At 39.5% G+C, this 25,071-nt stretch carries 20 protein-coding genes; 5 read left to right on the top strand and 15 right to left on the bottom strand.

Annotation, left to right across the window (positions count from 1 at the left end; all coding sequences use genetic code 11):
• Positions 1-150 precede the first annotated feature (150 nt).
• The 5 genes from D3873_RS04065 to D3873_RS04045 are packed head-to-tail and all read left to right on the top strand — an operon-like array spanning position 151 to position 5,143.
• Complete coding sequence (locus tag D3873_RS04065; protein ID WP_119882833.1) at positions 151-1,257, top strand: ABC transporter ATP-binding protein; 1,107 nt, start codon at positions 151-153, stop codon at positions 1,255-1,257.
• Positions 1,247-2,068, top strand: a complete 822-nt coding sequence (locus tag D3873_RS04060; protein WP_119882832.1) for an ABC transporter permease — start codon at positions 1,247-1,249, stop codon at positions 2,066-2,068. The genes D3873_RS04065 and D3873_RS04060 overlap by 11 nt, the downstream gene beginning before the upstream one ends.
• Positions 2,055-2,858 carry an ABC transporter permease gene (locus D3873_RS04055; protein WP_119882831.1) on the top strand — a complete coding sequence of 268 codons (804 nt, stop codon included), beginning with the start codon at positions 2,055-2,057 and terminating at the stop codon, positions 2,856-2,858. Before D3873_RS04060 ends, D3873_RS04055 begins: the two co-directional genes overlap by 14 nt.
• On the top strand, positions 2,855-3,928 hold the full coding sequence (locus tag D3873_RS04050; protein ID WP_119882830.1) for an ABC transporter substrate-binding protein: 1,074 nt from the start codon (positions 2,855-2,857) through the stop codon (positions 3,926-3,928). The genes D3873_RS04055 and D3873_RS04050 overlap by 4 nt, the downstream gene beginning before the upstream one ends.
• An 18-nt stretch (positions 3,929-3,946) precedes the next feature.
• Entirely contained in the window at positions 3,947-5,143 is a 1,197-nt protein-coding gene (locus D3873_RS04045) for an MFS transporter (protein ID WP_119882829.1), read from the top strand.
• A gap of 67 nt (positions 5,144-5,210) precedes the next feature.
• Here D3873_RS04045 and D3873_RS04040 read toward each other — a convergent pair whose 3' ends face one another.
• The 15 genes from D3873_RS04040 to D3873_RS03970 form a co-directional block, all read right to left on the bottom strand.
• The gene (locus D3873_RS04040) at positions 5,211-7,817 is read right to left on the bottom strand and encodes a VWA domain-containing protein (RefSeq protein WP_119882828.1); all 2,607 of its coding nucleotides are present in this window, start codon (positions 7,815-7,817) and stop codon (positions 5,211-5,213) included.
• Positions 7,801-9,561 (bottom strand): vWA domain-containing protein, encoded by a 1,761-nt coding sequence (locus D3873_RS04035; protein WP_119882827.1) that lies wholly within the window; start codon positions 9,559-9,561, stop codon positions 7,801-7,803. Before D3873_RS04035 ends, D3873_RS04040 begins: the two co-directional genes overlap by 17 nt.
• 10 nt (positions 9,562-9,571) lie before the next feature.
• Positions 9,572-10,444: a DUF58 domain-containing protein gene (locus D3873_RS04030; protein WP_119882826.1), complete on the bottom strand. Its 873-nt coding sequence runs from the start codon at positions 10,442-10,444 to the stop codon at positions 9,572-9,574.
• Entirely contained in the window at positions 10,441-11,433 is a 993-nt protein-coding gene (locus D3873_RS04025) for an AAA family ATPase (protein ID WP_119882825.1), read from the bottom strand. Before D3873_RS04025 ends, D3873_RS04030 begins: the two co-directional genes overlap by 4 nt.
• Before the next feature lie 17 nt (positions 11,434-11,450).
• On the bottom strand, positions 11,451-12,920 hold the full coding sequence (locus tag D3873_RS04020; protein ID WP_119882824.1) for a DUF8809 domain-containing protein: 1,470 nt from the start codon (positions 12,918-12,920) through the stop codon (positions 11,451-11,453).
• A 14-nt stretch (positions 12,921-12,934) separates the two neighbouring features.
• A complete protein-coding gene (locus D3873_RS04015; RefSeq protein WP_119882823.1) occupies positions 12,935-13,780 on the bottom strand; it encodes an ABC transporter permease in 846 nt (281 codons plus the stop codon).
• On the bottom strand, positions 13,777-14,712 hold the full coding sequence (locus tag D3873_RS04010; RefSeq protein ID WP_119882822.1) for an ABC transporter ATP-binding protein: 936 nt from the start codon (positions 14,710-14,712) through the stop codon (positions 13,777-13,779). Before D3873_RS04010 ends, D3873_RS04015 begins: the two co-directional genes overlap by 4 nt.
• Positions 14,709-17,114, bottom strand: coding sequence for a DUF8725 domain-containing protein (locus D3873_RS04005; protein ID WP_119882821.1), 2,406 nt, complete (start codon positions 17,112-17,114; stop codon positions 14,709-14,711). Before D3873_RS04005 ends, D3873_RS04010 begins: the two co-directional genes overlap by 4 nt.
• 263 nt (positions 17,115-17,377) lie before the next feature.
• On the bottom strand, positions 17,378-18,499 hold the full coding sequence (locus D3873_RS04000; RefSeq protein WP_119882820.1) for an N-acetyldiaminopimelate deacetylase: 1,122 nt from the start codon (positions 18,497-18,499) through the stop codon (positions 17,378-17,380).
• Positions 18,500-18,508: 9 nt separating this feature from the next.
• Positions 18,509-19,213, bottom strand: a complete 705-nt coding sequence (dapD, locus tag D3873_RS03995; RefSeq protein ID WP_205536283.1) for a 2,3,4,5-tetrahydropyridine-2,6-dicarboxylate N-acetyltransferase — start codon at positions 19,211-19,213, stop codon at positions 18,509-18,511.
• A gap of 30 nt (positions 19,214-19,243) precedes the next feature.
• The gene (locus D3873_RS03990) at positions 19,244-20,122 is read right to left on the bottom strand and encodes a transcriptional regulator CcpC (RefSeq protein ID WP_119882818.1); all 879 of its coding nucleotides are present in this window, start codon (positions 20,120-20,122) and stop codon (positions 19,244-19,246) included.
• Between the two features lie 69 nt (positions 20,123-20,191).
• Positions 20,192-20,632 carry a cyclic-di-AMP-binding protein CbpB gene (cbpB, locus tag D3873_RS03985; RefSeq protein ID WP_119882817.1) on the bottom strand — a complete coding sequence of 147 codons (441 nt, stop codon included), beginning with the start codon at positions 20,630-20,632 and terminating at the stop codon, positions 20,192-20,194.
• A gap of 343 nt (positions 20,633-20,975) precedes the next feature.
• A complete protein-coding gene (locus tag D3873_RS03980) occupies positions 20,976-21,212 on the bottom strand; it encodes a hypothetical protein (RefSeq protein WP_119882816.1) in 237 nt (78 codons plus the stop codon).
• Between the two features lie 51 nt (positions 21,213-21,263).
• Positions 21,264-22,034 carry a 2,4-dienoyl-CoA reductase gene (gene fadH / locus D3873_RS03975; protein ID WP_119882815.1) on the bottom strand — a complete coding sequence of 257 codons (771 nt, stop codon included), beginning with the start codon at positions 22,032-22,034 and terminating at the stop codon, positions 21,264-21,266.
• A gap of 891 nt (positions 22,035-22,925) precedes the next feature.
• On the bottom strand, positions 22,926-24,986 hold the full coding sequence (locus D3873_RS03970; protein WP_119882814.1) for a putative bifunctional diguanylate cyclase/phosphodiesterase: 2,061 nt from the start codon (positions 24,984-24,986) through the stop codon (positions 22,926-22,928).
• Positions 24,987-25,071 lie beyond the last annotated feature (85 nt).

Below are 25,071 nucleotides of genomic sequence, written 5' to 3'. Positions count from 1 at the left end.
TTTAAAAGGAACTGTCTGAAGAATTATCCATCACAACAATGGAGATTGCTTTTCATTTTTCGACAAAAAAATTCAAAATACTGATAGCGGAATGATTATGGTAAACTATTGAAATCACCATCAATTTGGAATGAATGAAGGAGGTTCAACATGACCAACTCTGCGATTATTCGCTTTGAAAACGTCTCGAAACAATACGATGAAACCGGGACTGTTTTAGATCATGTAAGTTTTGAAATAGAACGAGGAAAATTTTACACCCTATTAGGTCCGTCTGGTTGTGGAAAAACAACGATTCTTCGACTTATTGCCGGGTTTATTGAACCGACGGAAGGTTCCATTTATTTCGAGGATAAAGTGATCAATGATCTTCCTCCTAATAAACGACAAGTAAATACAGTATTTCAGGATTATGCCCTTTTCCCTCATTTAAATGTGTATGAGAATATAGCATTTGGTTTACGAGTGAAGAAAACAAAGAAAGAAGTTATTGATGAGAAAGTTGCAGAAGCATTAAAATTTGTCAATTTAAGTGGTTTTGAGAAACGAGAAATTAGTGATATGTCCGGTGGTCAACGTCAACGTGTGGCGATTGCGAGAGCAATTGTAAATGACCCTGAGATTATTTTGTTAGATGAACCACTTTCCGCACTTGATTTAAAACTTCGCACAGAGATGCAATACGAGTTACGTGAGTTACAACAACGTCTAGGGAAAACATTTATCTTCGTTACCCATGATCAGGAAGAAGCGCTTGCTATGTCAGACGAAATTTTTGTCATGAACAACGGTAGAATTGAACAAAGTGGAACGCCAATGGATATTTATGATGAACCGATTAATCAGTTTGTTGCTGACTTTATTGGAGAATCGAATCTCGTTTCAGGTACGATGATACGTGATTTTGTGGTGGAGTTTGGTGGAAAGCAATTTGAATGTACCGACCAAGGGCTTTCTCCAAATGAAAAAGTGGATATTGTTATTCGTCCTGAAGATCTCGAAATCACATCTGAAATGGATGGAAAATTGAATGTGAAAGTGGACACCCAACTTTTCCGTGGCGTCCATTACGAACTTTCGACGTACGATGATAATGGAAATGAATGGCTCGTCCATTCCACAAAAAAAGCACAGGTAGGCGAGAGAATTGGGTTAACGTTTGACCCAGAAGCAATCCATGTTATGCGATTGAATGAATCAGAAGAGGATTTTGATAAGCGACTTGAGTCATACGGAGAGAATGCCAATGTCAACTAATCGGGGTAAATTTGTTTATTTAACTCCATATTTAGCATGGATTCTATTATTTGTCATTGCACCAATCGCTCTCGTTGTCTATTATTCGTTACTTGATATTCAAGGAAACTTTTCTCTAGAAAACTATCAAAACTTTTTTACTTCGATCTACTTTCAGTTAACGATTAGCTCGTTTTGGTATGCCTTCTTAATCACGATTTTTACGCTATTAATAGCGTATCCCACTGCTTATTGGTTAACGAAAACGAAACACAAGCAATTATGGTTATTATTAATCATCGTGCCATCATGGATTAATTTATTGTTGAAAACGTATGCTTTCATTGGTATTTTCGGTCAAAACGGACCGATTAATGATGGATTTAAGCAGCTCGGTCTCGATCGACTGCAAATTTTATACACCGATTTTAGTTTTATCTTCGTTTCGGTCTATATCTTTATTCCATTTATGATTTTGCCGATTTTTAACGCACTTGATAAATTAAATCCTACGTTAATCGATGCATCAAGTGACTTAGGATCGACGAAGTGGCAGACGTTTCGTCGAGTTATCTTTCCTCTTACGACAAATGGTGTCAAAGTTGGAATTCAAGCTGTCTTTATCCCCTCCCTTTCGTTATTCATGATTACGCGATTAATTGCGGGAAATAAAGTCATTACGTTAGGAACAGCAATTGAACAACAATTTTTAGTGACACAAAATTGGGGAATGGGTTCTACCATCGCCGTGTTCTTGATCATCTTTATGTTTATCGTCATGTTTATTACGAATGGAAAAGACAAAGGAGGTAATGGCATTGAGTCGAACTAGTCCCATTGCAAAAGTTTACTTATTTCTTGTCTTTGCATTCTTATACGCTCCCATCTTCTATTTAATCTTTTATTCCTTTAATAGCGGTGGAACGATGTCTAGCTTTGACGGATTTACGTTAGAGCACTACGGTGCAGTATTTCAAGATAATCGATTAATGGTCATCGTGATTAATACCGTGTTGGTTGCGCTCTTATCTGCGTTACTTTCATCAGCCATTGGTGTTCTTGGAGCTGTCGGAATTATCTTTATTCAACGAAAGAAATATCGCCAAACATTACTGACAATGAATAATATACTCATCGTTAGTCCCGATGTAATTATTGGTGCATCGTTATTGATTTTGTTTACATTGATTGGGATTAAATTAGGATTTGCATCTGTCTTAATCGCACACGTAGCGTTTAGTGTACCGATTGTCGTCTTAATGGTTTTACCAAAACTACAAGAGATGAACCAGTCCTACATTGATGCTGCACTAGATTTAGGTGCCTCAAAGCGAGATATTTTCACGAAAGTAATCTTGCCATATATTCAACCTGGCGTTTTTGCAGGATTTTTTCTAGCGCTGACATATTCACTAGATGATTTCGCTGTTACGTTCTTTGTCACAGGAAATGGGTTTAGTACATTGTCAGTCGAAATATATTCAATGGCTCGTGCAGGAATTACCTTAACGATTAACGCACTATCCGGTATTTTGTTTATCGTGACATTTGTTCTTGTACTTGGATATTACGCACTTAGTAATAAAATGAAGAGCCCGATTAGAGCGGGGGTTCCAAAATGACCAAATATATTCAAGCAATTGTCGGTATTTTAATCGTATGTGTCCTTCTATTTTTTGTACGAAATGAATTAAATGCTTCTTCCAACTCGAAAAGCGCAGATGTTTTAACGATCTATAACTGGGGAGAATATATGGACCCAGAATTAGTAGACCGTTTCGAAGAAGAAACAGGAATTCGTGTCATTTATGAGACATTTGATTCCAATGAAGCAATGATGACCAAAATTGAACAAGGCGGCACATCGTATGACTTGGCGATGCCTTCCGAATATGCGATTGAAAAAATGAAAGAAAATAATTTACTGATTCCGATTGATTCTTCCAAACTTCCGAACCTACAACATATAGATCCGTACTTTTTGGATTTGCCTTTTGATCCGGGCAATGAGTATTCAATCCCTTATTTCTGGGGGACGGTTGGTGTAGCGTTTAATCCAACATTACTAGAAGGTCAAACGTTTGAAAGCTGGGAAGATTTATGGGATCCAGCATTAAAAGATGAAATCATCCTTGTAGATGGCGCACGAGAAGTAATTGGGATGGGATTAAATAGTTTAGGCTACTCACTTAATTCCACGAACCCGGCAGAAATTGATGAAGCAAGAGAAAAACTGACGACGTTATCTCCTAACATTAAAGCAATCCTTGGAGATGAAATCGTCGAAACTATGCGTCGTGGTGAGGCCTCCATTGCTCTCGTTTGGTCCGGTCAAGCAGCAGACATTATGTGGGTGAATGAAGACATCGATTATGTGGTGCCAAAAGAAGGTTCTAATTTATGGTTCGACAATATGGTAATACCCTCGACTGCAGCGAATGTTGAAGGTGCACATAAATTCATTAACTTTATGTTAGACCCAGAAGTTGCAGCACAGAATGCTGATTATGTTGGTTATTCCACACCTAACAAAGACGCATTGCCTATAATGGATCCGGAAGTAACGGAAGACACCCGGTTTTATCCAACAGAAGAAATGCGTGAACGACTAGAAGTATACAAAAATTTAGGACCAGAGATGCTTGGAAAGTATAATGAAGCATTTTTAAAATTTAAGATAGACGCGCAATAACAGAAAGAAGGATGCATAATGGCTTCAAACGGAAATCGCCTCGCGTTATATGTATTAATGTTTAACATGTTTATCGCGATGTCTGGTATCGGATTAATTATTCCGATCATGCCAGATTACCTCGAAACATTTGGCGTGGCAGGACAAGCTTTGGGATTTCTTATTGCCATGTTCGCATTTTCACAATTTTTGTTCTCTCCTCTCTCGGGAGATTTGTCTGATAAGTACGGGAGAAAGTATTTAATCATTATCGGATTAGTTGTTTTCGGATTGTCACAACTCGTATTTGGTCTTGCGACAGAATTGTGGGTGTTATATGCCGCGAGATTTGTCAGTGGTTTAGGAAGTGCATTTCTGGTGCCGCCTATGATGGCTTTTGTTGCGGATATTACAACTGATGAAGAACGAGGAAAAGGAATGGGATTACTTGGAGCGGCCATGTCACTCGGATTCATGATTGGTCCAGCTATAGGCGGGTTCTTAGCGGAAGTTAGTTTACGATTCCCGTTCTACGTGGCGACAGCTGTTTCCATCCTTTCTGCAATACTTTCCTTGTTTATTTTACCGAACATTAAGCCAATGGCTGTTTCGAAGGATTTAGGCAAGAAACGAGAAAATTTATGGCAACAAATTCGTCGCTCGACGAAAACATCTTACTTTGTTTTACTCATTGTTGTATTTGTTTTCTCTTTTGGACTAGCCAATTTCCAAGCAACGATTTCGTTATATGTTGATAAGAAATATGGCTTTTCACCAGGGCAAATCGCCATGCTAATTACGATTGGTGGATTTGTCGGCGTCATTGTTCAAACGTTTGTAGTCGATCGTCTCTTCCGCCGGTTTGGTGAGAAGATCGTCATTTTAGTCAATTTGCTCGTCTCCGCTTTTGCCATGATTGCCGTCTTATTCGTTGACGGATTTTGGCCAATTCTCATCGTATCGAGTGTCTTTTTTACCGCAGCATCTCTTTTGAGACCTGCAGTCAATACGCTTATTTCGAAATTTGCAGGAGCAGAACAAGGATTTGCGGCTGGAATGAATAATGCCTATATGAGCTTAGGGAATATGGTCGGTCCAGCATTAGCTGGTGTATTGTTCGATATCAATATGTCTTCTCCTTATATTGTTGGAGCAGTCATTTTAATTGGATGTTACTTCATTGCCATGCGAACAAGCGACCATACACCTCTTAAAGAAACAGCAGAAGTTCAATAGACAATAAGTAAAAAATCGTGAATCTAGGGTCACCCTAGGTTCACGATTTTTACTTTTTCTACACGTTTTACCGTTTTACTTTTTTTCGTAATCGTTTCAAGCTTTCCATGCGTTCATCCGTGACGGTTTCTGTGACAGGTTTTCTGGAGAGGAAAATGCTCTTAAATGCAGAAGTAATCATCGCCAAGCCAAACCGTCGCCACGTAATATCAAGGAAGAATAAAATTAACGCAAACCACAACAAATACTGATGAATCGGTTTTGACTGTGCACTCTTTTTGTTAAACGCACGTACAGCCTCTTCCGGTTTAGAGATCATTTCCCCGTCTCCTATTGAGACAATATCCTCTAACAAGCGCGTATCAGCAGGTTCAATCTTATATTCATCTGAATAAGGAATCGAAATGCCCGTTTGAAACGACTCTCCTTTTTCATTTTCCATATGAAGAAATACTAGTCCTGGTTCCGCATCCATGCTGACATTGTGTTTACCAGGTGCCAAAATTTCTGTTAGTGTTTCAATTTCTTCTCCGTTATCCGTTACCGCAGTGACATCTAAAAAGGACGAATCAGAAGAAGGATCTGTAATGGTATATGTACCATCTGGATTTCTCGAAATATCATATGGAATGTTGTTAACATCTTTTAATAAATTAGAAACCGCGCGATTCCAAAACATATTCCAATCATTTGTACGTGCAAAGTCCCCACTCCAAGCACCAGTAGAATCGGATGTATAGGCGATGGTTTGACCAATTCCATATCTCCCTTGAATGAGTACCGGATCTTTTTTCTCACTTTCCAATATAGTTTCGGCAGTTGGTTTTGCAGTGGTTGCTATATACACATTCCATTGTGGAATACCTTCTTGAAATAAAGTGCTCCAGTCTTTATTGCCAAAAAACGTCGGATAGAAAGGATTATCCTCGATAAATGTGCGGGAGAGCATGACTGTTTCGCGTGATAAAATGGCCGGAATAGTCGATTCGTCTTCCACATCGTAATACCTTCCAGAACCAAAATTCGCAAGATCCTCTAACAGCACTTTATCTGCATCTGTTCCAATTGCGACGGAAGATAACGTAATTTTCCCCTCTAATCCTTCTGACAGCAATGCTTCGTAATCATTTGTCGTTGCAGACATACCATCCGTTAATAAAATAATATGTTTTCGCTGCGTATCTACTGACCGAATCATCTCATAAGCAGCTTCTAAGCTCGAATAAATTTCTGTTCCACCGCCTGGTGATACAGAGAGGATTTTATCCATCACTTCCTGCTTATCAGTCATTTTTACTGGCTCGACAATTGTCCATGGACGGTCGTCGAAGGCGATAAATCCAAGGGTGTCTTCTTCTCGGAGTAATTCCACCGAACGTGCAGCCGCTTCTTTTGCAAGTTCAATTTTTGAACCCATCATACTACCGGAGCGGTCCATCACTAAAATGAGTCCAAGAGATGGAAGTTGATCTTTCCCTTTCACTTCCATTTCGACCGGCAGAACTCGTTCAATCGGTGTTTGGAAATACCCACCAAGTCCAAACGACTTATCGCCACCAACCATCATAAAGCCTACACCAAAATTTTTCACTGCCTGTTCGATGACTTGCATTTTTGATTCTCCTACTTCATAACCAGGTACGTTATCAAAAATGATTGCATCATACGGCAAATAATTTGTTAAATCATACGGTAATTCTTTAGCTTGAATTGTTTCAACAACTACTGCATTCCCATCAAGATACGATGCAATCGGTGAAGCATTTTCCCCGCTATAAGCAATTAGCACACGAGGTGCGTCTTCCACCATCGTCATGCTAGTTAGCTGGTTATTTTCTAAAATAGCTTCTTTACTTCCTACAAAAGAGACTTCATACTTTAGCATTCCTGTTTCTGCCACGGTATGTTGAAAGGTAAATGCATTTCTACCTTCAACTAAAGGTACTGTTTTACGCTCCAGAACTTTATCGTTTAAGGAAAGAACTAACTCACCCGTGGTATCCTCTGAAGACTGCATAATCACTTGAATCGTTTGTACTTCGCCTTGAGAAGAAGTTGTCGGCGTATCAAAACTTGTAATTGCGACATCTTTTTCTAGCGATGGATCAACCGGTATTACATCCACAGACGTATGATTCAAGTTCATCAATTGTAGACGTTCATTGACTGAACCACTCGTTTGCAATCCATCGCTTATTAGTACAAACCGAGTCGCGGTGGTGGGATCAATCAATTGGTTTGACAGTAAAAATGCATTCGATATATCTGTCGCAGACTCATCAATGGATAGCTCACTTTTCCCCAACGGAGAAGTATCGTTGCTCAGCGCTCGAATTGTTTGAAAATCGTTTCCAAAAGCGTAAGCAGCAATTGATTGATTGGGACTTTTGGCTTGAATAGCATCATCGATAAAGCTCAGCATTTTACTCGAAGTCGTTTTAGCTGAAGCGGAAGAGTCCACTAAAAAGACAATTTGTTGGTTTTTCACTGGTAATAAAAGATACGGCATTGTTAAGGAGAATATTAAACTAGCCATGGCGATGAGTCGGATTGCCCACAGTACTTTTATCTTCCAGTTACTATTTTGAATTTCTTTTTTCCCAAAAAAGAGGAGATAGACTCCAATCGGAATGAAAAGAAGGAGAAAAATAGGAAAATCAAGTCGTAAATCCACGTCGTCGCTGCACCTCCCACTCTAATGCCATTAATAAAACAAGTAAAAGAACAATTGCCATTAAGAAAGAATTGGATGTGGTGACTGCTTTCGTCGATTCTTTCACAGAGCCTTGAACAAATGTTCTGCCAGTTGTTATTGTTTTCTCACTAGCTGGCAGTAATACCGTAAAGGTTTTCTCATCATTTGCTGTAACGACGCGATAGACTCCAGGTTTTGCAGGGGCTTGAAATGCACTACCTTCTGGAATAGTTGCCAATAGTTCATTTCCCCAAGTGAACAATTCAAGATCAGATGATTGTTTTTCGATTGAAACAGATCTTTTTTCATTTGGTTGAAAAATGCCAAGTGATTGATTGGCTAAGCTCAGTTCATTTGTCATATTCCACAAAAAGAGTGGAAATGACGGATGTAATGCCCAATCTGTCTGATCGATATCCGTGAGAACAATCACATCTCCTCTCGGTGATTGTTGTATAAATGGGTGACCATCGATTGTTGCTAGTGTATTGAATCCTTCAAATGACGGATATATACTTGCCACGTAGACATCGGAAAAATCAGCAAACGCAAAAAGAGATGAGTTTGTTGTTTCAATTTCTCCCTCTACTTCGATTCTTTCTTGATCTGTTCGACCAATTAATACACCAGGGAGCGACGATTGTTGTAGCATCCCTTCATCATTTGTCATAATAACTTGCTTTTCTGCATTGGTGTAGAGCGAATCTTTTGTTTTACTTATCGGGTATTTTCCGATTGCTTCTAAACCTTTTGTCAGGAGTGTATGTAAATCTGCATCCACTACTATTTCCGAGGTACTTGCTTCTAAAATAGTGGTCATTTGATTATCCACTGGATAATCATCTTTTACATCTACTACTCCTTCAAGAACTGCAACTTGCTTCGGCGTTTCAACTACCACTTGTGCAGCGTCATGAGGAGCAATTGTGAAGGATTCTCGCAAGAGAATTTGATCGTTTTCACCGTTACGCAACAGGAAGTTTCCACTGACTTCTTCATCCGAGTCATTGACGATTTTCGCAACAGCAGTAATTTGATCGTTTTTGGTGGATGCAACAAACTTATCAAGCGACACATTCGCCAATTGTTTCGTATTTGCTTGCACATGCCATTCTATATTTTCGCGAGCTGGCAGCAAATCTCTATCGAGGGAATCGGTAAAGACATAGATAGAAGCTTGTTTCGTTGCTACTAAATTCGTGGCTACGTTTAATGTTGTTTCCCATGACTCATTCCCGTAACTAGCAGAAATAGACTCAATTGTTTGCTCCATTTTGCTGGAATTCGTTTCATTTTGAAGAACGATTGTCGGTTCTTTACCTGTGGTAATAATAGTTAGAGGCTTATCTCCAAGCAACTTCACTTCTCTTGCCATTTCCTCTTTCGAACGATCCAATAACGTCTGCCCATCCAGTTCTGCGAGCATGGTTGCTGACGTATCGACTACCCACACGACTTGTTCACCTGCTATCTCTTTCTTTTTAATTGCTGGCTGAAGCAGCACAAATACAAACAACAGTAAGGCAATGATTTGTAAATAAAAGAGAAGATTCCGCTGTAAATTTTGTAAAAAAGGAGATACTTTTGTTTCCTGTCGATTCGTTTGCCAAAACATCGTACTTGAAGTGACAAACGGGACATATTTTTTTCGGAAAAAGTAATAAAGTAATACCGTTAGCGGGAAAACAAGAGCTGCTAAAGCAGCGAAATTTCCAAAAATCATAACGAACTCCTTAAACGAGCCAGTTCGCTCGGATTAATTGTGTAAAAAGGATGTGATGAATGGACTCCTCACTTGATACATGAAGAAACGATGCTCCATGTTTTCGTAATAAACTTTCAAGTGCCTGAAAATGTGCTTCACGTGAATTGGTATACTGTATCATCGTATCCTTCAATATGGTGACGTTCACACTTGCTTCCTCTTCCCGTGAAATGAACTCTACATCTCCATTCACTAATGGAACAATATCTTCTTTTGCATGGATAAATAGCACTCGTATATCTCGTGAAACTCGGGCAGTGTTTTTTAAGAATATTTCCCATTGATCAAGACTTTCTAGTCCATCCGTAATGCAATACAAAATCGTTTTCGAACGGAGTGGTGCAAGATGAAGACTCGTTGTAAATGTTCGGTCTGATGAAGCAGTATGCAACTTTTCCAGATGATGTGCATACTGGGACTGAAATACTCTCCCTTTTTTACGAAAATACGCCGAATCTTCGGATGACTGATGGAAGGACAAAGTGTCATCTTTTGCTAACACAATTTGACCAATGGCACTTGTAAGTTGTCGCGCTACTAACCATTTCTTTTCTTCATTCATCGATTTGGTTGCGTCTAAAAGGATATGAACACTCATTTCTTGCTCGTCAAGAAATCGCTTGATGAAATGCTTTTCGGTTCTTGCAAAAACATTCCAATCAATTTGCCGGACATCATCCCCTGGGTGGTAGACGCGGTAATCCGAGAAATCGAGCGATGAACCAAAACGATTCGAACGGTGACTTCCTTTATGTGCTCCTCGAGTAGAAGATTTCGACACAATTTTCAGTCTGGAAAGTTTTGCTGACATTTCTTTTGGTAGCAATGAAGGACCCGTCATACAGATAGTCCTTGTTTTTGGGATTCTACTAACTGTTCAAGTAACCGATCTGCTGTATAACCCTCTGCTTCTCCTTCATAATTCAATAAAATTCGATGACGTAAAGCAGGAACTGCAACGGACCGAATGTCAGCAATCGATACGTGATATCTACCTTCCATAAAGGCGCGAGCTTTTGCTAAACGAATAATACTTTGTAATCCCCTTGGACCACTGCCATAAGCTACATATTGCTTAACAAGTTCTGAAGATGAATTGGAAGGTTGAGTGGACATGACAAGATCGATAGCAAAATCAATCATTTCATCTGCAATCATAATATGCTTGACCATTTGTTGAGCTAAAACTAATTGTTCCGCGTCCATCTTACTTGAAAGCGAAATATCTAACGAACCAGTTGTTCGTTCCATAATCATTTTAAGTTCTTCTTTTGTTGGATAGTCAATCGCTATCTTACAAAGAAACCGGTCTAATTGTGCCTCTGGCAACGGATAAGTACCTTCCATTTCAATGGGGTTTTGCGTGGCAAGAACAAAAAATGGTTTACTCATTCGTTTCGTATCGCCTAACACTGTCACCGTTTTCTCCCCCATTGCTTCAAGCAATGCACTCTGTGTTTTTGGTGTCGCACGATTTATTTCATCCGCTAGAACCATTTGATGAAAGATTGGGCCTTCTTTAAATACAAACGATTGTTTTCCAGCGTCATCCCGTTCAATCATATTCGTCCCAGTAATATCAGAAGGCATCATATCTGGAGTGAATTGAATTCGAGAAAAGGATAAGGAAAGTACATCCGAGATAGTGCGAATTAGCATCGTCTTCCCTAAACCTGGTAACCCCTCTAACAATGCATGACCATCAGCCAAAATGGCATATAGACTATAATTAATCGCATCCGTTTGACCAACGATAAATTGACTGATTTCCTTTTTTACTGTTTGTAGCGTTTCGCTCATTTGTGCGTACTCTTCTGGGGTAAACTTCATCTTATCCTCCATTACTTTTATTTTTCTACTTCACTAAAATAATCACGAACAATAACTTGTAAATCAGAAGGAAGTTGCCATTTTTCAGCACTTGAATAGTAGGAATCCCGGTAGGTACCTATTACCTCTTCATAGTTTCGGACGGTTCCCCTTTCAGCTGATGTTTGGTTTGGATTTTCTTCAACCGACGATCCATTTCCTAATTGTCCATTATCCACTTCCGTATTCCCTTTCCCACCTAATCTTGTTGGAACAGATAATAATTCACGAGATCCTTGCCCAAATCCACCAATTGACCCTTGACCTTGACCTTGACCTTGACCTTGTCCTTGACCTTGGCCTTGGCCTTGTCCTTGTCCTTGACCTTGACCTTGGCCTTGGCTTTGGCCTTGTCCTTGACCTTGACCTTGACCTTGACCTTGTCCTTGTCCTTGACCTTGACCCTGTCCTTGACCTTGCCCTAGACCCTGCCCTTGACCTTGGCTTTGTCCTTGTCCTAGTCCCTGACCTTGTCCTTGTCCTTGTCCCTGCCCTTGGCCTTGGCCTTGTCCTTGTCCTTGGCTTTGGCCTTGAGAGGCTGATTGACCATTACTGGAAGGATTGCCGTTCGCTGAAGCACTGCTAGGTTTAATCGTTGCAAGTTGGGAACCTGGCTTGATCATCCCGTTATTAAGCATTTGTGTTTGTGCATTCTGGAGCTGGGAAGCAAGTTGTTTAGAAGTAGCTTCCATCTCTTTTAGCTCTGCTTCTTTAGTTGCTCTGTCTTTTTCTGATAGTCCACCATTAGCTTCCGCAGACTTCAATTCTTTTTGCAATGCAGCGGTTTTACGATCCAATTCTTTTTGTTTCTCTACAAGTTTCTTTAACGCTTCCTGTGGTGATTTTGTTTCTTTTAACGCTTTCTCAAGCTCTTTTATTTCTTTCTTCACAGTAGAAACAGATGATTTTTCTGCCACTTTCTTTACTTTTTTATGAATGTCTTGAACGAGCTTTATTTCTTCTTCGATTTTCTTTGCTTCCACTTGTGCATTTGATGGGAATAAAACAAGCACGATATTTCCGATCACAAACCCAAGTATGAAAAACAACGCAAGTGGTTTTACCCAACTTTTTTTACGTTTTTTAAAGCGTGCAAACGCAGTTGGTGCATAGTCAATCGTTTGTTTCTCTACATATTTTTGTAATTCATGCTCGCGTAATGTCGGAGATAACGAAGTGACAAGTAAGTTATTCGGAAAATACGAATCATAAATAGAAATTGTTTCGTTTTTACTCGGACGTTTCCAGACGAAAAAGATGATAAATCCAACGCCAATGACTAAAGAAAGACCTACACCAAATCGAATGTAAAAAGCCCAGACGAAAAATCGAGAGAAGAGTAGGACCGAAAACAACGTGGCCACTATGGCTAAAAGAACGAGTTGTCCCTGAAGCACACTATAGTGGAGTAGTAACTGTCGATGAACTTTCCGAACCCATTTTGCCAACTTCATTCACCTCCTTATTTCGATTTTTTTGCCCGAACGCGTAAATTTACGATGGATAGAAATACCATCACGACTGTTAATACTAAGTAAAAAAGAAGGAATCCATATCGCAGTGGGAAGTCAATGCGTGTCATATCCTTCATTTGCGCTTCCATCACTGGATTTAATAGCGTGAAAATCGTAATTCCAGGATTAATACTTGCCCAAAAATGGGCAATTGGAAGCGGTTTAGTAGTCGGAACTCCCGTCATTTGATTCATTTGAATAGACAATAAAAAGAAAAATGCTGTTATACCTACAAAGAAAATCATTGCCCCGTAGGTTGAAATCATCGAAACAATTGTCTTTCTTGTCACAGTCGAGAAGAAAACTCCGATGCTCCCGATTGCTAACATCGTGACAAAAAAGTAGATAAAAATCAGCCCGAGCTGGCTTGGGGAAATTCCACCAAATAAGAAAACTAAACTATAAATTGGCAAACCAGCCACTAAGATTAAAAGTAGAAAAGAAATTGAAGAACTTAATTTTCCACCAATAATCTGACCAGAGCTTTGGGAAGTAGTTAATAAAATATTTAACGTCTGTTTCTCACGTTCTGTACTAATGGTTCCTGCTGTTAGTCCTGGTGTGATAAAAACAATTAATCCGAGTTGTATAAACGTTAAAACAGAGAATAAGATAAAGCTTTGATCTGGGCTAAAAAAGCCTGAACCGGTAAATTGCGTATTTAAAAAGATGAAGCCAAATACAAAGATGCTCATGGCAATTAAGTAAAAAACAATCCCAATAAAGCTTTTCATATTACGAAAACGGAGCTTCCATTCTTTTACTAATACAGGACTTAAGAGTAATTCTTTCATCCAATTTCCACTCCTTTCGTAATTTCCATAAAGACATCTTCTAAATCAGTTTCTTGATCAGAGAAGGACACAATAGGAACTCCGGCTTGAACTAGTCGACCGAGTAACCGTATTTGGTCATCTTCCGTACCGCGATACGTGAAGGAGACAGAATGTTTTTCCTCGTGATCCACGATGTTGGTAACGAAAGGATCTTCTTCTAGTTGAGATACCGCGATAGAGGTTAACCCTTTTACACGTATGTTAATCACTCTTTCTCCACTTAATTGAAGTTGGATATCTTCTACCGATCCATGAGCAATCAGTTTACCATTATCGATCACACCAATTTCGTCACACATTTCCGCTAATTCAGGAAGGATGTGAGAGGAAATGAGAATGGTTTTCCCCATCCCTTTTAATTCCCGTAGAATTTCCCGCATCTCTACTCGTGCCCGTGGGTCAAGTCCTGATGCAGGTTCATCTAGTATTAACACTTTTGGATCGTGAATCAGTGACCTAGCTAAGCAAAGGCGCTGTTTCATACCGCGAGATAAAAGATCGACATATTCGTATCGCTTATGTGTCAGGTTTACGAGTTCAAGTAATTCAGGTATTAACTGTTTTCGTTTACTCGCTGGAATTCCATAAGATGCACCGTAAAAATCTAAATATTCATCTGCTTTTAGCTGATCATACACTCCGAAAAAATCAGGCATGTAACCGATTAGTTCTCGGATTTTCTTTGGTTCATTTCGAACACTAATTCCATCAATCCATGCATCTCCAGAAGTAGGGGCTAGAAGTGTCGCTAAAATCGAAAAAGTGGTTGATTTTCCAGCACCATTGGCACCGACGAACCCAAACACTGTCCCTTCTTGTAGGGTTAAATTTAAATCATTTAAGGCATAAAATGATCCGTATTTTTTGGATAGTCCTTTTATTTCAATCATTTCGATACGTCCCCTTTCAAACGAACTTCTGGAAGACGAGTATAATCATTTCCATTGTCTCCATTTTTAGCGATTCGAAAGCGCAATGTTCCTTCTGTTGAAATATACTGTCCAGCATTCTCAGCAATGGTGACACGTCCGCTTTTCACTTCTTCATACGCTTCTGTTTTCGTATTCCAAATTTCAAGAGTCATGGAGTTAATATCCGTATTCGCAATGGAAATTTCCGACCATGTCATGCTTGGTAAAGAAATACTAGTTGGTACCTTCACTTCATATATATACGAGCCTGTCATTAATGACCACTCATAGTTGTCTGTCCCAATCTTATTCATGTAACCGACAGAATCATTTTCAGGACTTAAGGAAACGGACAACAAATTAGCCGGAAGTGTTACTTCACCCGTAAAAATAGTAGTTGGTTTGAAAGGTTGATATACGACGTTAATCGCATCAATTTCTGCATTCCCATTGTTTAATGACACTGGTACAATTGCATCTTTTGTGTATCCTACGATTGATGGAGCTGCATCTCGTTGTCGATAATTAGCCGCTGTATTAATCGCACGATTTAATCGCTCTTTCGGAAGATCCGCTGCATTTTTCACAGGTGCATATCCCATGTTATAGCTCGGAGGTGAGCTTGGCGCTAATGACGATGTTTTAATCGTTAGATCAACCGTTGCAGTTTCGCCTGCTTTCAAATCTCCCACATTCCATAATTTTGCACCTGACCAAACAGAAACATCATATAAGTTGAAAGGGAATTCATTTTTAATTGTTCCCGTCACTTTTTTATCCTGCACTTTAATATCTGTAACAAATTGTCCTTGTTTAGGTATAGTTGTCTCTCCTAGCACTGTGTTTACAGACCAATAGCCGACATTTCGAAGTGTTAACGTATCTGTATTCTCTCCATCTTCGATAATGGAAGTCAGCTGGTTATTTCCTTGACCACCAAAAAGTGAATTTCGTTTTGAATGAACCATCGACGTTCCTTGTTCTGCCTCGAACGTAAAATTCCCGCTTTTATTCGACAATAACGTGTTGACGTAATAACCAGATAACGATTGATCCGGCAGCACTTCATAAAAACTAAGTTGTTGAATTTGTGGTTTGACAAGGCGATCCTTTGCACCGTACATAAAGATCATCAACGAAATCACAACAGAAACAATAGGAATGATCCACCAGGCATGCTCTCGTTTATCTTTCCAGCGCAACAAAATGTACAAGACCGGTCCAATAAGCAAAATATATAAAATAACTAGCCCAATCATGACGCCTGTAGAAAGTTGGAAAGAAGGGAATAACTCATTCATCTCCCCTAATTCATACGATAAATTCTCTTTCGCGTTTTGCATGTATCCATTGTTCGATTGAAAAAGTCCACTGCTTGCAAGTAACGTTGTATACACTTTTGTTGCCGCTTGCCCTTCTTTTGAAAAAGGTTCATCTCCTAAAGAAAATGCGGTTTGGATAATGGCACCTTTTCCTACTTGCTTCAATCCGATCACTGTATCAGTATCACTTGTTAATAAAGCGCTCGATCCATTTGTTAGTGTGGAAGCAAAATATGGCAAATCGGCTTTAAATTCTGTACCTTTCGCGAGCTTCTCGATCACTGTCTTGTTAAGTGTTTTCTGAGTAGAAGTCATCGAAAGTGGCAGCATGTCGCCTAGCATTCCTACTTCCGCTTTTACATTATTACTCGCCCCAACTAACAACACTCCACCAGCATGCACCCAGTCGAGAATCGCTTGTTGTACAGCTTCTTCTTCATCAGCTACCACATATTCATCGATTACCATGACGTCACCCATTGCATAGGAAGAAGCTGAGTCAGGTAATGAGCGATTTTTCATTTGGGCAAGATGAAAAACTTTAGAGTCACCAGACATTGGTTTTTTCACTGTTGATAACGCAGCTAATCGATCGGCACTCGACGTGAGGGTAAATATAAACGTCGATTCAGGTCCAAATGTTTGAGGAGTGACAGATTTTTTCCCTGTGTACGGAATCTCATCGCCCGATTCCCAGCCACCTTCATAGAAGTAGAACATCTGATTTTGCGTGCCATTATATCCGTAATCTCCATTTAATCCACCAAGTGAAACTTGAATCGTTTTTGTTTCATTCGCTCCAATGGAAAAAGGAACAGCTTTGGCAGAACCAATGCCATATCCTTCTGGTGCATCAATGACAAAATCTCCGGTAAATGCGTCACCATCATTTTTAACTGTCACAACGAGTGGAACACCCGAATTGTATTTCGTCGCATTTTGAAATCCAGCTTCCGCTTGCACCGATAGCTTCGGCGCAGCAAAAACTGCATTTGCTGGCAATAAAAAGAGAATAAGTAGTGCCGCTATCATTCCTTTAAACATATGTATCATTTTCATCATAGTCCCCCTGTTCGTTCTCTATAATTAGTACGCTATAGCTCCTAAATAGTTCCTGAAATTTGACAATAATGTGAAGATATTTTTCATTGATCCTAATAGGTAAATTTAAGAGATGCGTAGCGGGGAAAGATTTACTACAGCAGCAGGTGGTAATACGTTAGCAGTCACTAAATCATTGCTTCTCTTCCTTTCCCAAAATGGCCATGATACAAAAAATAAAGCCACGAACAAGTGTTGAAAAACACATTCGTGGCATCACTTTATTCATATTGATGGAAAAAATCACGGATAAATTGAATCATCAGCGGAATAGTTTCTTCCTTTGGATTCAATTTAGGATGATGTAAACCATACTCTGAATCGACTCCTGTCCAAAACATGAGTCCCGGAATGGCTGTTTGGAAAAATCCAAAGTCCTCTCCGGTCATCGCTTCCTTCGCTTCATGATACGTTACGTCATTGTAAGATTCTGCAAACGTACGAAATCGTTCATACTCGCTACTGTCGTTTTTCACTTCTACATAAGCTGAACCATATAGGACCTTTACTTCGCAATCAAACGCTACTTCAATCCCTCTTGCAATAGCTTCAATTCGTGATTTCGTGTGCGCCATGACGTTCGAGGAAAAAGTACGAATGGTCCCTTCTAGCCGGGCAAATCCAGAGATGATATTATTTGCAGTTCCCGATTTCATAGAGCCTATTGTTACGACAGCAGACTCTAGCGGATCGGTATTACGACTAACAATCGTTTGAAGCTGGAGAAGTAAAGAAGCGGCTGCAATCGTCATGTCTTTTGAATGGTGAGGAAATGCGGCATGCCCTTCTTTCCCCGTTAACTCGAAAAACAATTCAGATGTATTGGCAAATAATGTTCCAGATTTCGTTGATACGACGCCAACTGGCAGTTCAGGTGCGATATGGCACGCATAAATGGCATCCGGCATCCAATCTTTCAACTGTGCTTTCCAATTGGTTAACATCGGTTCAGCACCGCCTGGACCTTCTTCTGCAGGTTGAAAAAGAAAGATTACATGATGAGCAATAGGATGTTCCACAAGCTGTTGAAGAACCCCCAAAGCGATTGCCATATGTAAATCGTGCCCACATGCATGCATAGCGCCAGGATGAAGGGACGCAAATTCTAATTCAGTTAACTCTTCCAATGGCAGTGCATCAATGTCCGTTCTCCAAGCAAGCGTTTTCTCGCCAACATATCCTTCCAAACGGACGAAAATGCCAGTTTCCCATGGATGAATCGTTAAACGTTCTTGCGGCAATGATTCTAAAAACTCTAACAAAAACTGTTGCGTCTTTTTTTCTTGAAAACCTATTTCTGGAATTTGATGAAGTGCTCGTCTTATGTCAATAAAGGATGTCATGTTTCCCTCCTATAATTGACGAAGTTCGTGCATAATTTCCGTCTTCGATTTTGTTTTCTCATCTATTTCTTTGATAACTTTAGCAGGTGTCCCAGCTACGACAGTCATTGGTGGAACATCTTTTGTCACGACAGCACCAGCAGCGACAACCGAACCCTTACCGATTCGAACACCTTCTAACACGACTGCATTTGCGCCAATTAAGACATCATCTTCTACGATAACAGGTGTAGCGGAAGGTGGTTCAATGACACCTGCTAATACTGCGCCTGCGCCAATATGGCAATTCTTTCCGACAGTAGCGCGACCGCCTAAAATAGCACCCATATCGATCATCGTGCCGTCTCCGATTTCCGCACCAATGTTAATCACTGCACCCATCATAATGATGCAATTTCTCCCTATTTCTACTTGATCGCGAATAAATGCACCAGGTTCAATGCGCGATTCGATACCTTTTAAATCCAACAAAGGAATTGCCGAATTTCGACGGTCATTTTCTACGACAACATCTTCAATATGAGCAGTTTGTCTTTCTAACGCCTCTTGAATCGTTCCCCATTCACCAAATAAAACAAGGGATTTCCCTTCTCCAAATACTTTTGTTCCCTCTCCGAACGTTAACGTCTCTAGTTGTTCGCCTTTGACATATACCTTCACCGGAGTCGATTTTTTTGCATGTTGTATGTATGAAATAATTTCGTAAGCATCCATTTTTTCATTCCTCATTTCGTTTATATTTTCTTATTTTAACCTTGCTGAGTGTTTTTTTACAATATCGACGAACGCTTGCACCTGCCCTAGTTCAAAGGAAGAGTCATAGCCGATCAGCCATGTTTCGCGAGCTAACTCTAGCGGTTCTGATTCTTTATTCAACGGAATCTTATTTACTTCTTCCATCCCACTCAGTGTAATAGACGGTAAAATCGCATATCCAATTCCGTTTAGTGCCATTTGCTTACACGTTTCAATTTGATCGACCACTATTTGCCTTTTAGGACTTGAGGCAAAACGACGCTGCCACCAAGCTTGAATTTCTTGATAATAATTAGAATCACTTTTAAATTGTATGAATGGCCGATCTGTTTGCAGAACTTCTTCCATACTAGATAACTCTTTATCTACTAAATAAAGCGTATCCTTAAAAAGGGGAATTTTCGTTCCTTTCCAGTCGGTATGGCCTCTTACGATTCCCACATGTGCTTCACCTTCATACAATGCTTTCACAATTTCTGAACTCCATCCAGTAATTAGTGAAATTTTCGCTTCTGGATACGCAGTGATAAAATCCTTTAAGACAATTGGTAACCAGTTTTGACCAACTATACTCGCACAAGCTATCTTCAGTGTCCCATGTACTTTTGACACGAGTGAATTTAATTGTTCATGTATATCTTCTCTTTCTTTTAAACTTTTCACCGCAAACTCAATAACCAATTCACCAGCTGGCGTGGGAGTCAATCCTTTTTGAGAACGAATAAAAAGAGAAGCTCCCCATTCTTTCTCCAAGCTCTGAAGTCGTTGAGATAACGCAGGTTGAGAAAGAAATAACCGTTCCGCAGCTTTTCGCATATTCTTTTCTTCCGCTAACACCTTTAACAACTCGAATTCATTCGTACTCATTCCTGTACTCCCCTTTAAAAGAAAGTGAAAAAAGACCTCACAATTTGTGAGGCCATATAATTGTGGCGATTAATGTGGCTGATATAAATATTTTTTTAATTGCTTCATAATGACACGTCTAGTTAAAATACCGACGAAAGTATGCTCATCATCTACCACACAAAGAAAGTTATGGTTGATTAACAAATCCATTGCTCGCTGAAAATTTTCTCCTTGATGAATCGTAGGTACTTGTAAATCCATTACATCATCCACTTTTATATCTGGAAGTCGTTCGTATTCGATATGATCCATTCCTAATATGGAGTCCGTAATCATTTGTGTACTCACAAGACCTTGTAAGCGAAATTTCATATCTAGCACAGGCACAGCAGAATACCCCGTTTTCGTTAACACAAGTAATGCATGCTCTGCATTATTTCCTAACTGAACATGAGCGACTTTCTCTGAAGAGACGATAAAGTCTGCAATGAGAGTGTCAAAAAAATCCTTGCTTGTTACTGAAATCATGAAACTACCATCCTCTCAATACGTTTGAGGCGAACCTCAAACTCCACCTAGTATCATACCATATTTTGAGAGGAGATTAATGCGTCAAAATCACCGAATGTACATCAAATCGATTCCAACTCTTCACCAGAATTTGTATAAAAAGTTTAAAAATCCTTTTGACTTCGGGCATTTGACGAGGTGAAAGTTTCATAAACATCAGGCAAACAAATTCGAACTAAGTTGGTGGAATCTTCCATCTTGATCACTTCAAGTGAGATGGTAAAAACAAAAATAACCTCAAGATGCTTCGTCTATTTTCCGCAAATCCCGAGGTTATAATGATGAAGGTATATTCGTTTAATTAAGCATTCGCAGCTATAGAATATCCAATCACGAGCATAATAAAGATAAATGCGACTAAATATGCCCAAATGATCGGATTAAGTACGATTGGGTGCTCTTTTACTTCCTCCGGAATCGGTGAGTCCATTGCCTCATTCCGACGCTGTTCAAAGGACAACACGCGCATAGTAGTATATAAGGCGATTGCGCTTATGATAACAATCGCGATTAAAAGTGGTACCGTCCACATGCCCATATTTTCTACCTCCTTTTTTCATAGGATGGCAGAGAAAACGTTATTTATGCTTTAAAATGGAAACTTATTTAACCACTGGCCACCGTCTAATGTCACAATTTCCCCATTCATATATGCCGCTTTTGATGACATCATAAAACTAGCTAGCTCTGCTATTTCCTCCGGACGACCTAAACGACCTAATGGCACAGACTTAAGCGTTCGTTGAGCCGCTTCTTCTGATTCCCAAAGTTTTTCCGCTCCACCTGTTCGCTCAATTGGTCCTGGTGCAATTCCGTTCACGCGAATTCCGTACTGCGTTCCCCATTCCACCGCCAACGTACGTGTTAACGACATCACTCCAGCTTTAGCCGCAGCTGAATGAACCACTCCAGCACCAGCATTCCATGCATATGTAGCTAACATATTTAAAATAGATCCTTCTTTCTCTTTCTCAATCCAATAGTTCCCAACAGCATGAGAACAATAGAACGAACCATTCAGAACAATATCAATGACCGATTTCCACCCATTAGGTGATAATTTTTCAGCATGTACAATAAAATTCCCTGCCGCATTATTAACGAGACCATCTATGTCTCCAAATAATTCGTCCGTATATTTCACCATTGCTTTTACATGATCTGGCTCACGAACATCCATTTGAAAAATTCCTACTTTGGAATCGTCATGTGAAATCGCCTTTCTAGCCGCTTCTAGCTTTTCAAGTGTCCGACCTGTAATGACGACATTTGCTCCTTCTTCCACGAACTTTTTCGCCATATAAAATCCCATTCCACTTGATCCACCAGTTACAATAATTTTTTGATCCTTTAACAACATGCCCATCACTCCTAGAAATTAAATGAATTTTCTAAGTATTATCATACCATATTAAATACTGTTAAAAGGCAGAAAAATTGTATCAGAAGAAAGGGAATTTTAATGATGATGCGAGGCTTTAATGGATCTCGAATAATTTATGTGGGCTATAAAGTGCACCAATAGAGGCAGAAAACTAGTAACCTTTTGTGATTCACATTATTTTTCTCTTCACGCTTTCTTGCAATCATCTTTCCTTCACTGGAAAGCTTCTTTATTAACTCGCTGACATTTGGTAAAAAGCAAAATAGCTGGGATATAACTAGTATCTAATCAAAGAATCTTCAGATTCCCTCCAATCCATTGGTGTATTTTCGTAGGTTGACGGCGGAAGGCGTCGAAGCATCTTCTAAAATGCTCTACACCAGACGGTTGAAGGTGTATTCGGTATCATATTCTTTTAATGTAACTCCAACATTAAAAGACAAAATCAGTTGATTCATCGTATGATCTTAAACTATTAAAACACTTCTTTCGATATGAATTTGAATAAGTACCTCAATTCTATCAAAAGTGTTCTTTTATTATGGAACAAAAATAGAGGACCCGTGACACCCACCATTTGATAGGATATTCACAAGTTCTCTATTAAGAAAAAGGCGAAAGTGTAGAGCAGGTGCGACTCCTAGGCGACCAGCACGAAACGAAAATCCATTCGCTTCGACCGCAGTCGAAGTGGATTAGTTGAGTTCGTGCCGCCTTATGGCCGAAAAGACACGACATCCATGTCGCATTTCGGCATGCGAACATCCATCTTCTTGAAAGCGTCACCTGCGACACTTTCGCGGATTGGTCGAGACCAATACAAAATGCTAGTTATGTCCCATCCTATTTGACGTTAAAAAATACTTATTAGGCAAAATATCGAGCAATAACTTCATTCATCGAAACAGGTTGACTGAAATAATAGCCTTGCGCTTTATGACAGTTCGCTTCTTTTAAGATATCGACTTGCAGTAACTTCTCAACACCTTCTGCAATTACTTCCATCCCTAAATTTTGAGCAAGTTGGATAATGGTTTTTGCAATAGCGGCATTTTTTTCATCCGTTTCAATTCCACGGATGAACGATTGATCGATTTTAATAATATCAATCGGGTAGCGCTTCAAGTAACTAAGTGAAGAATACCCGGTTCCAAAATCATCTATGGAGATCACGACGCCAATTTTCTTAAGGCTATTTAACACAGTGAGTGTTTCCCTCATGTTCGTCATGGCGGACTCCGTGATTTCTACTTCTAACGCTTCTGGTGAAACTTGATATTGCGCTAAGAGAGATTCTACATAAAACGAGAACGTCTCTTGTTTAAATTGCTTCGGCGAAATATTCACCGCAATTCGCATATGGTGGTACCCTTTTTGTTGCCACTCTTGCAATTGGTGACATACTTTTTCCAGCACCCAATCTCCAAGCTGCAAAATGAGACCTGACTCTTCTGCAATGGGTATAAATTGGGACGGGGGCACGAACCCAAATGTTTTATTATCCCAACGAAGTAATGCCTCAAATGAGTTGATCTGTCCTGTTTTCAAGTTTACTTGTGGCTGGTAGTGAATATATAACTCGTCCATCTCAATAGCACGACGTAGATGTGATTCCATTAATGCTTCATTAGGGAAGGAATGATTCATCTCTTCTCGGAAAAAGCGGAAATGTGCACGACCTCTGTCTTTTACATAAAATAATGCTTGATCTGCCTTTTTCAATAAAACATCCATTTCTTTCCCGTCTGTCGGGAATAGAGAAATACCTGCAGAAGCAGAGATAAAATATTCTTGGTGTTCAATATAAAATGGTTTATTTAATTCATCTAAGACAACTTTCACAAATTGTTCCGCTAATAAACGATCTGCTTTTCGAACAACAAAGACAAATTCATCCCCACTATGTCGATAAACTCGACTATTACGAATAGCGACCGTATTTAGACGATCGGCAATTCGTTTCATTAGATCATCACCTGCATTGTAGCCAAGGGAGTCATTTATTAATTTAAATCGATCCAGATCTATATAGATAACGGCAAGCTCTTCCCCGTGAAGTTCCGCAAAACGAGTATCTTCACGTAAATGCTCTTTTAACGCTCTTCTGTTCCATAACCCCGTTAAGTGATCGTGATACGATAAATAAAAGAGTTTTTCCTTATTTTCCACGTGTGGAGAAGTATCACGAATAATCACATGGATTCCTTTTACTAGATTATTCACGACAATCGGAATAGTCTTCACATACACGGGTAAATAATGCCCATTTTTGTGTAAAAAAGAACATTCCTCTAATTCAACTGATAACCCCAAGAAAGATTGGTTCATTAATTCAACAAAGCTAGATTTGGAAGCACTATCTATATAATCAAGTAATGTAGAGTGTTCAATATCGTGATTCATATAGCCGAATGATTGCAGTACAGCTGGATTCACATATAATATAACACCACTTTCGTCTACAGAAACGAGAGGATCTAAATTATGGTCGAGAATAGATTCGTATTTCTCTTTTGTTTCTAGAAGTGACACTCGCTCTGCTTCTACGTGTGTCTGATCGGTTAAAGAAACATAAATATATTCCTCTTCCTCGTCTAACTGAATCGACAAAATTTTCGCGTCAAAAACATGCAGCTTCGGTTCCATTGCTACAATCAGTTTTTGAGATAACCCCGCTTGGTGATTCGGCAGTTCTCGTATCGCTTTTTTTAAAACGGTCCACAAATCAACGGAAAAACAACGCGATGCGTATCCGCTTTCTTCCATCGTAAACTCCGAAAAGTTTGCAGCTAGTTCGTTGAAATATCGAACGACATATTCATTTGTTGCCGATTTTTGTAAGATAAACGTCATGTCAAATGGATTCTTCGTTGCAAATTGATGCATAAAATCTCGTATGTCGGACGCATCTGTCGATGAGTAATTCATGAATTCCTCCAGTTGTTGCACTAGGTACTTCTATACATCTTCCATTTTAGTATGAAATACCTGTTTTGAACATTCTTTTTTTCAT

It is taken from the genome of Paenisporosarcina cavernae, from assembly GCF_003595195.1.
GTDB lineage: Bacteria > Bacillota > Bacilli > Bacillales_A > Planococcaceae > Paenisporosarcina > Paenisporosarcina cavernae.
The sequence above is the reverse complement of the archived record's forward strand: the minus strand, read 5'-3'. Positions and strand labels throughout refer to the sequence as shown.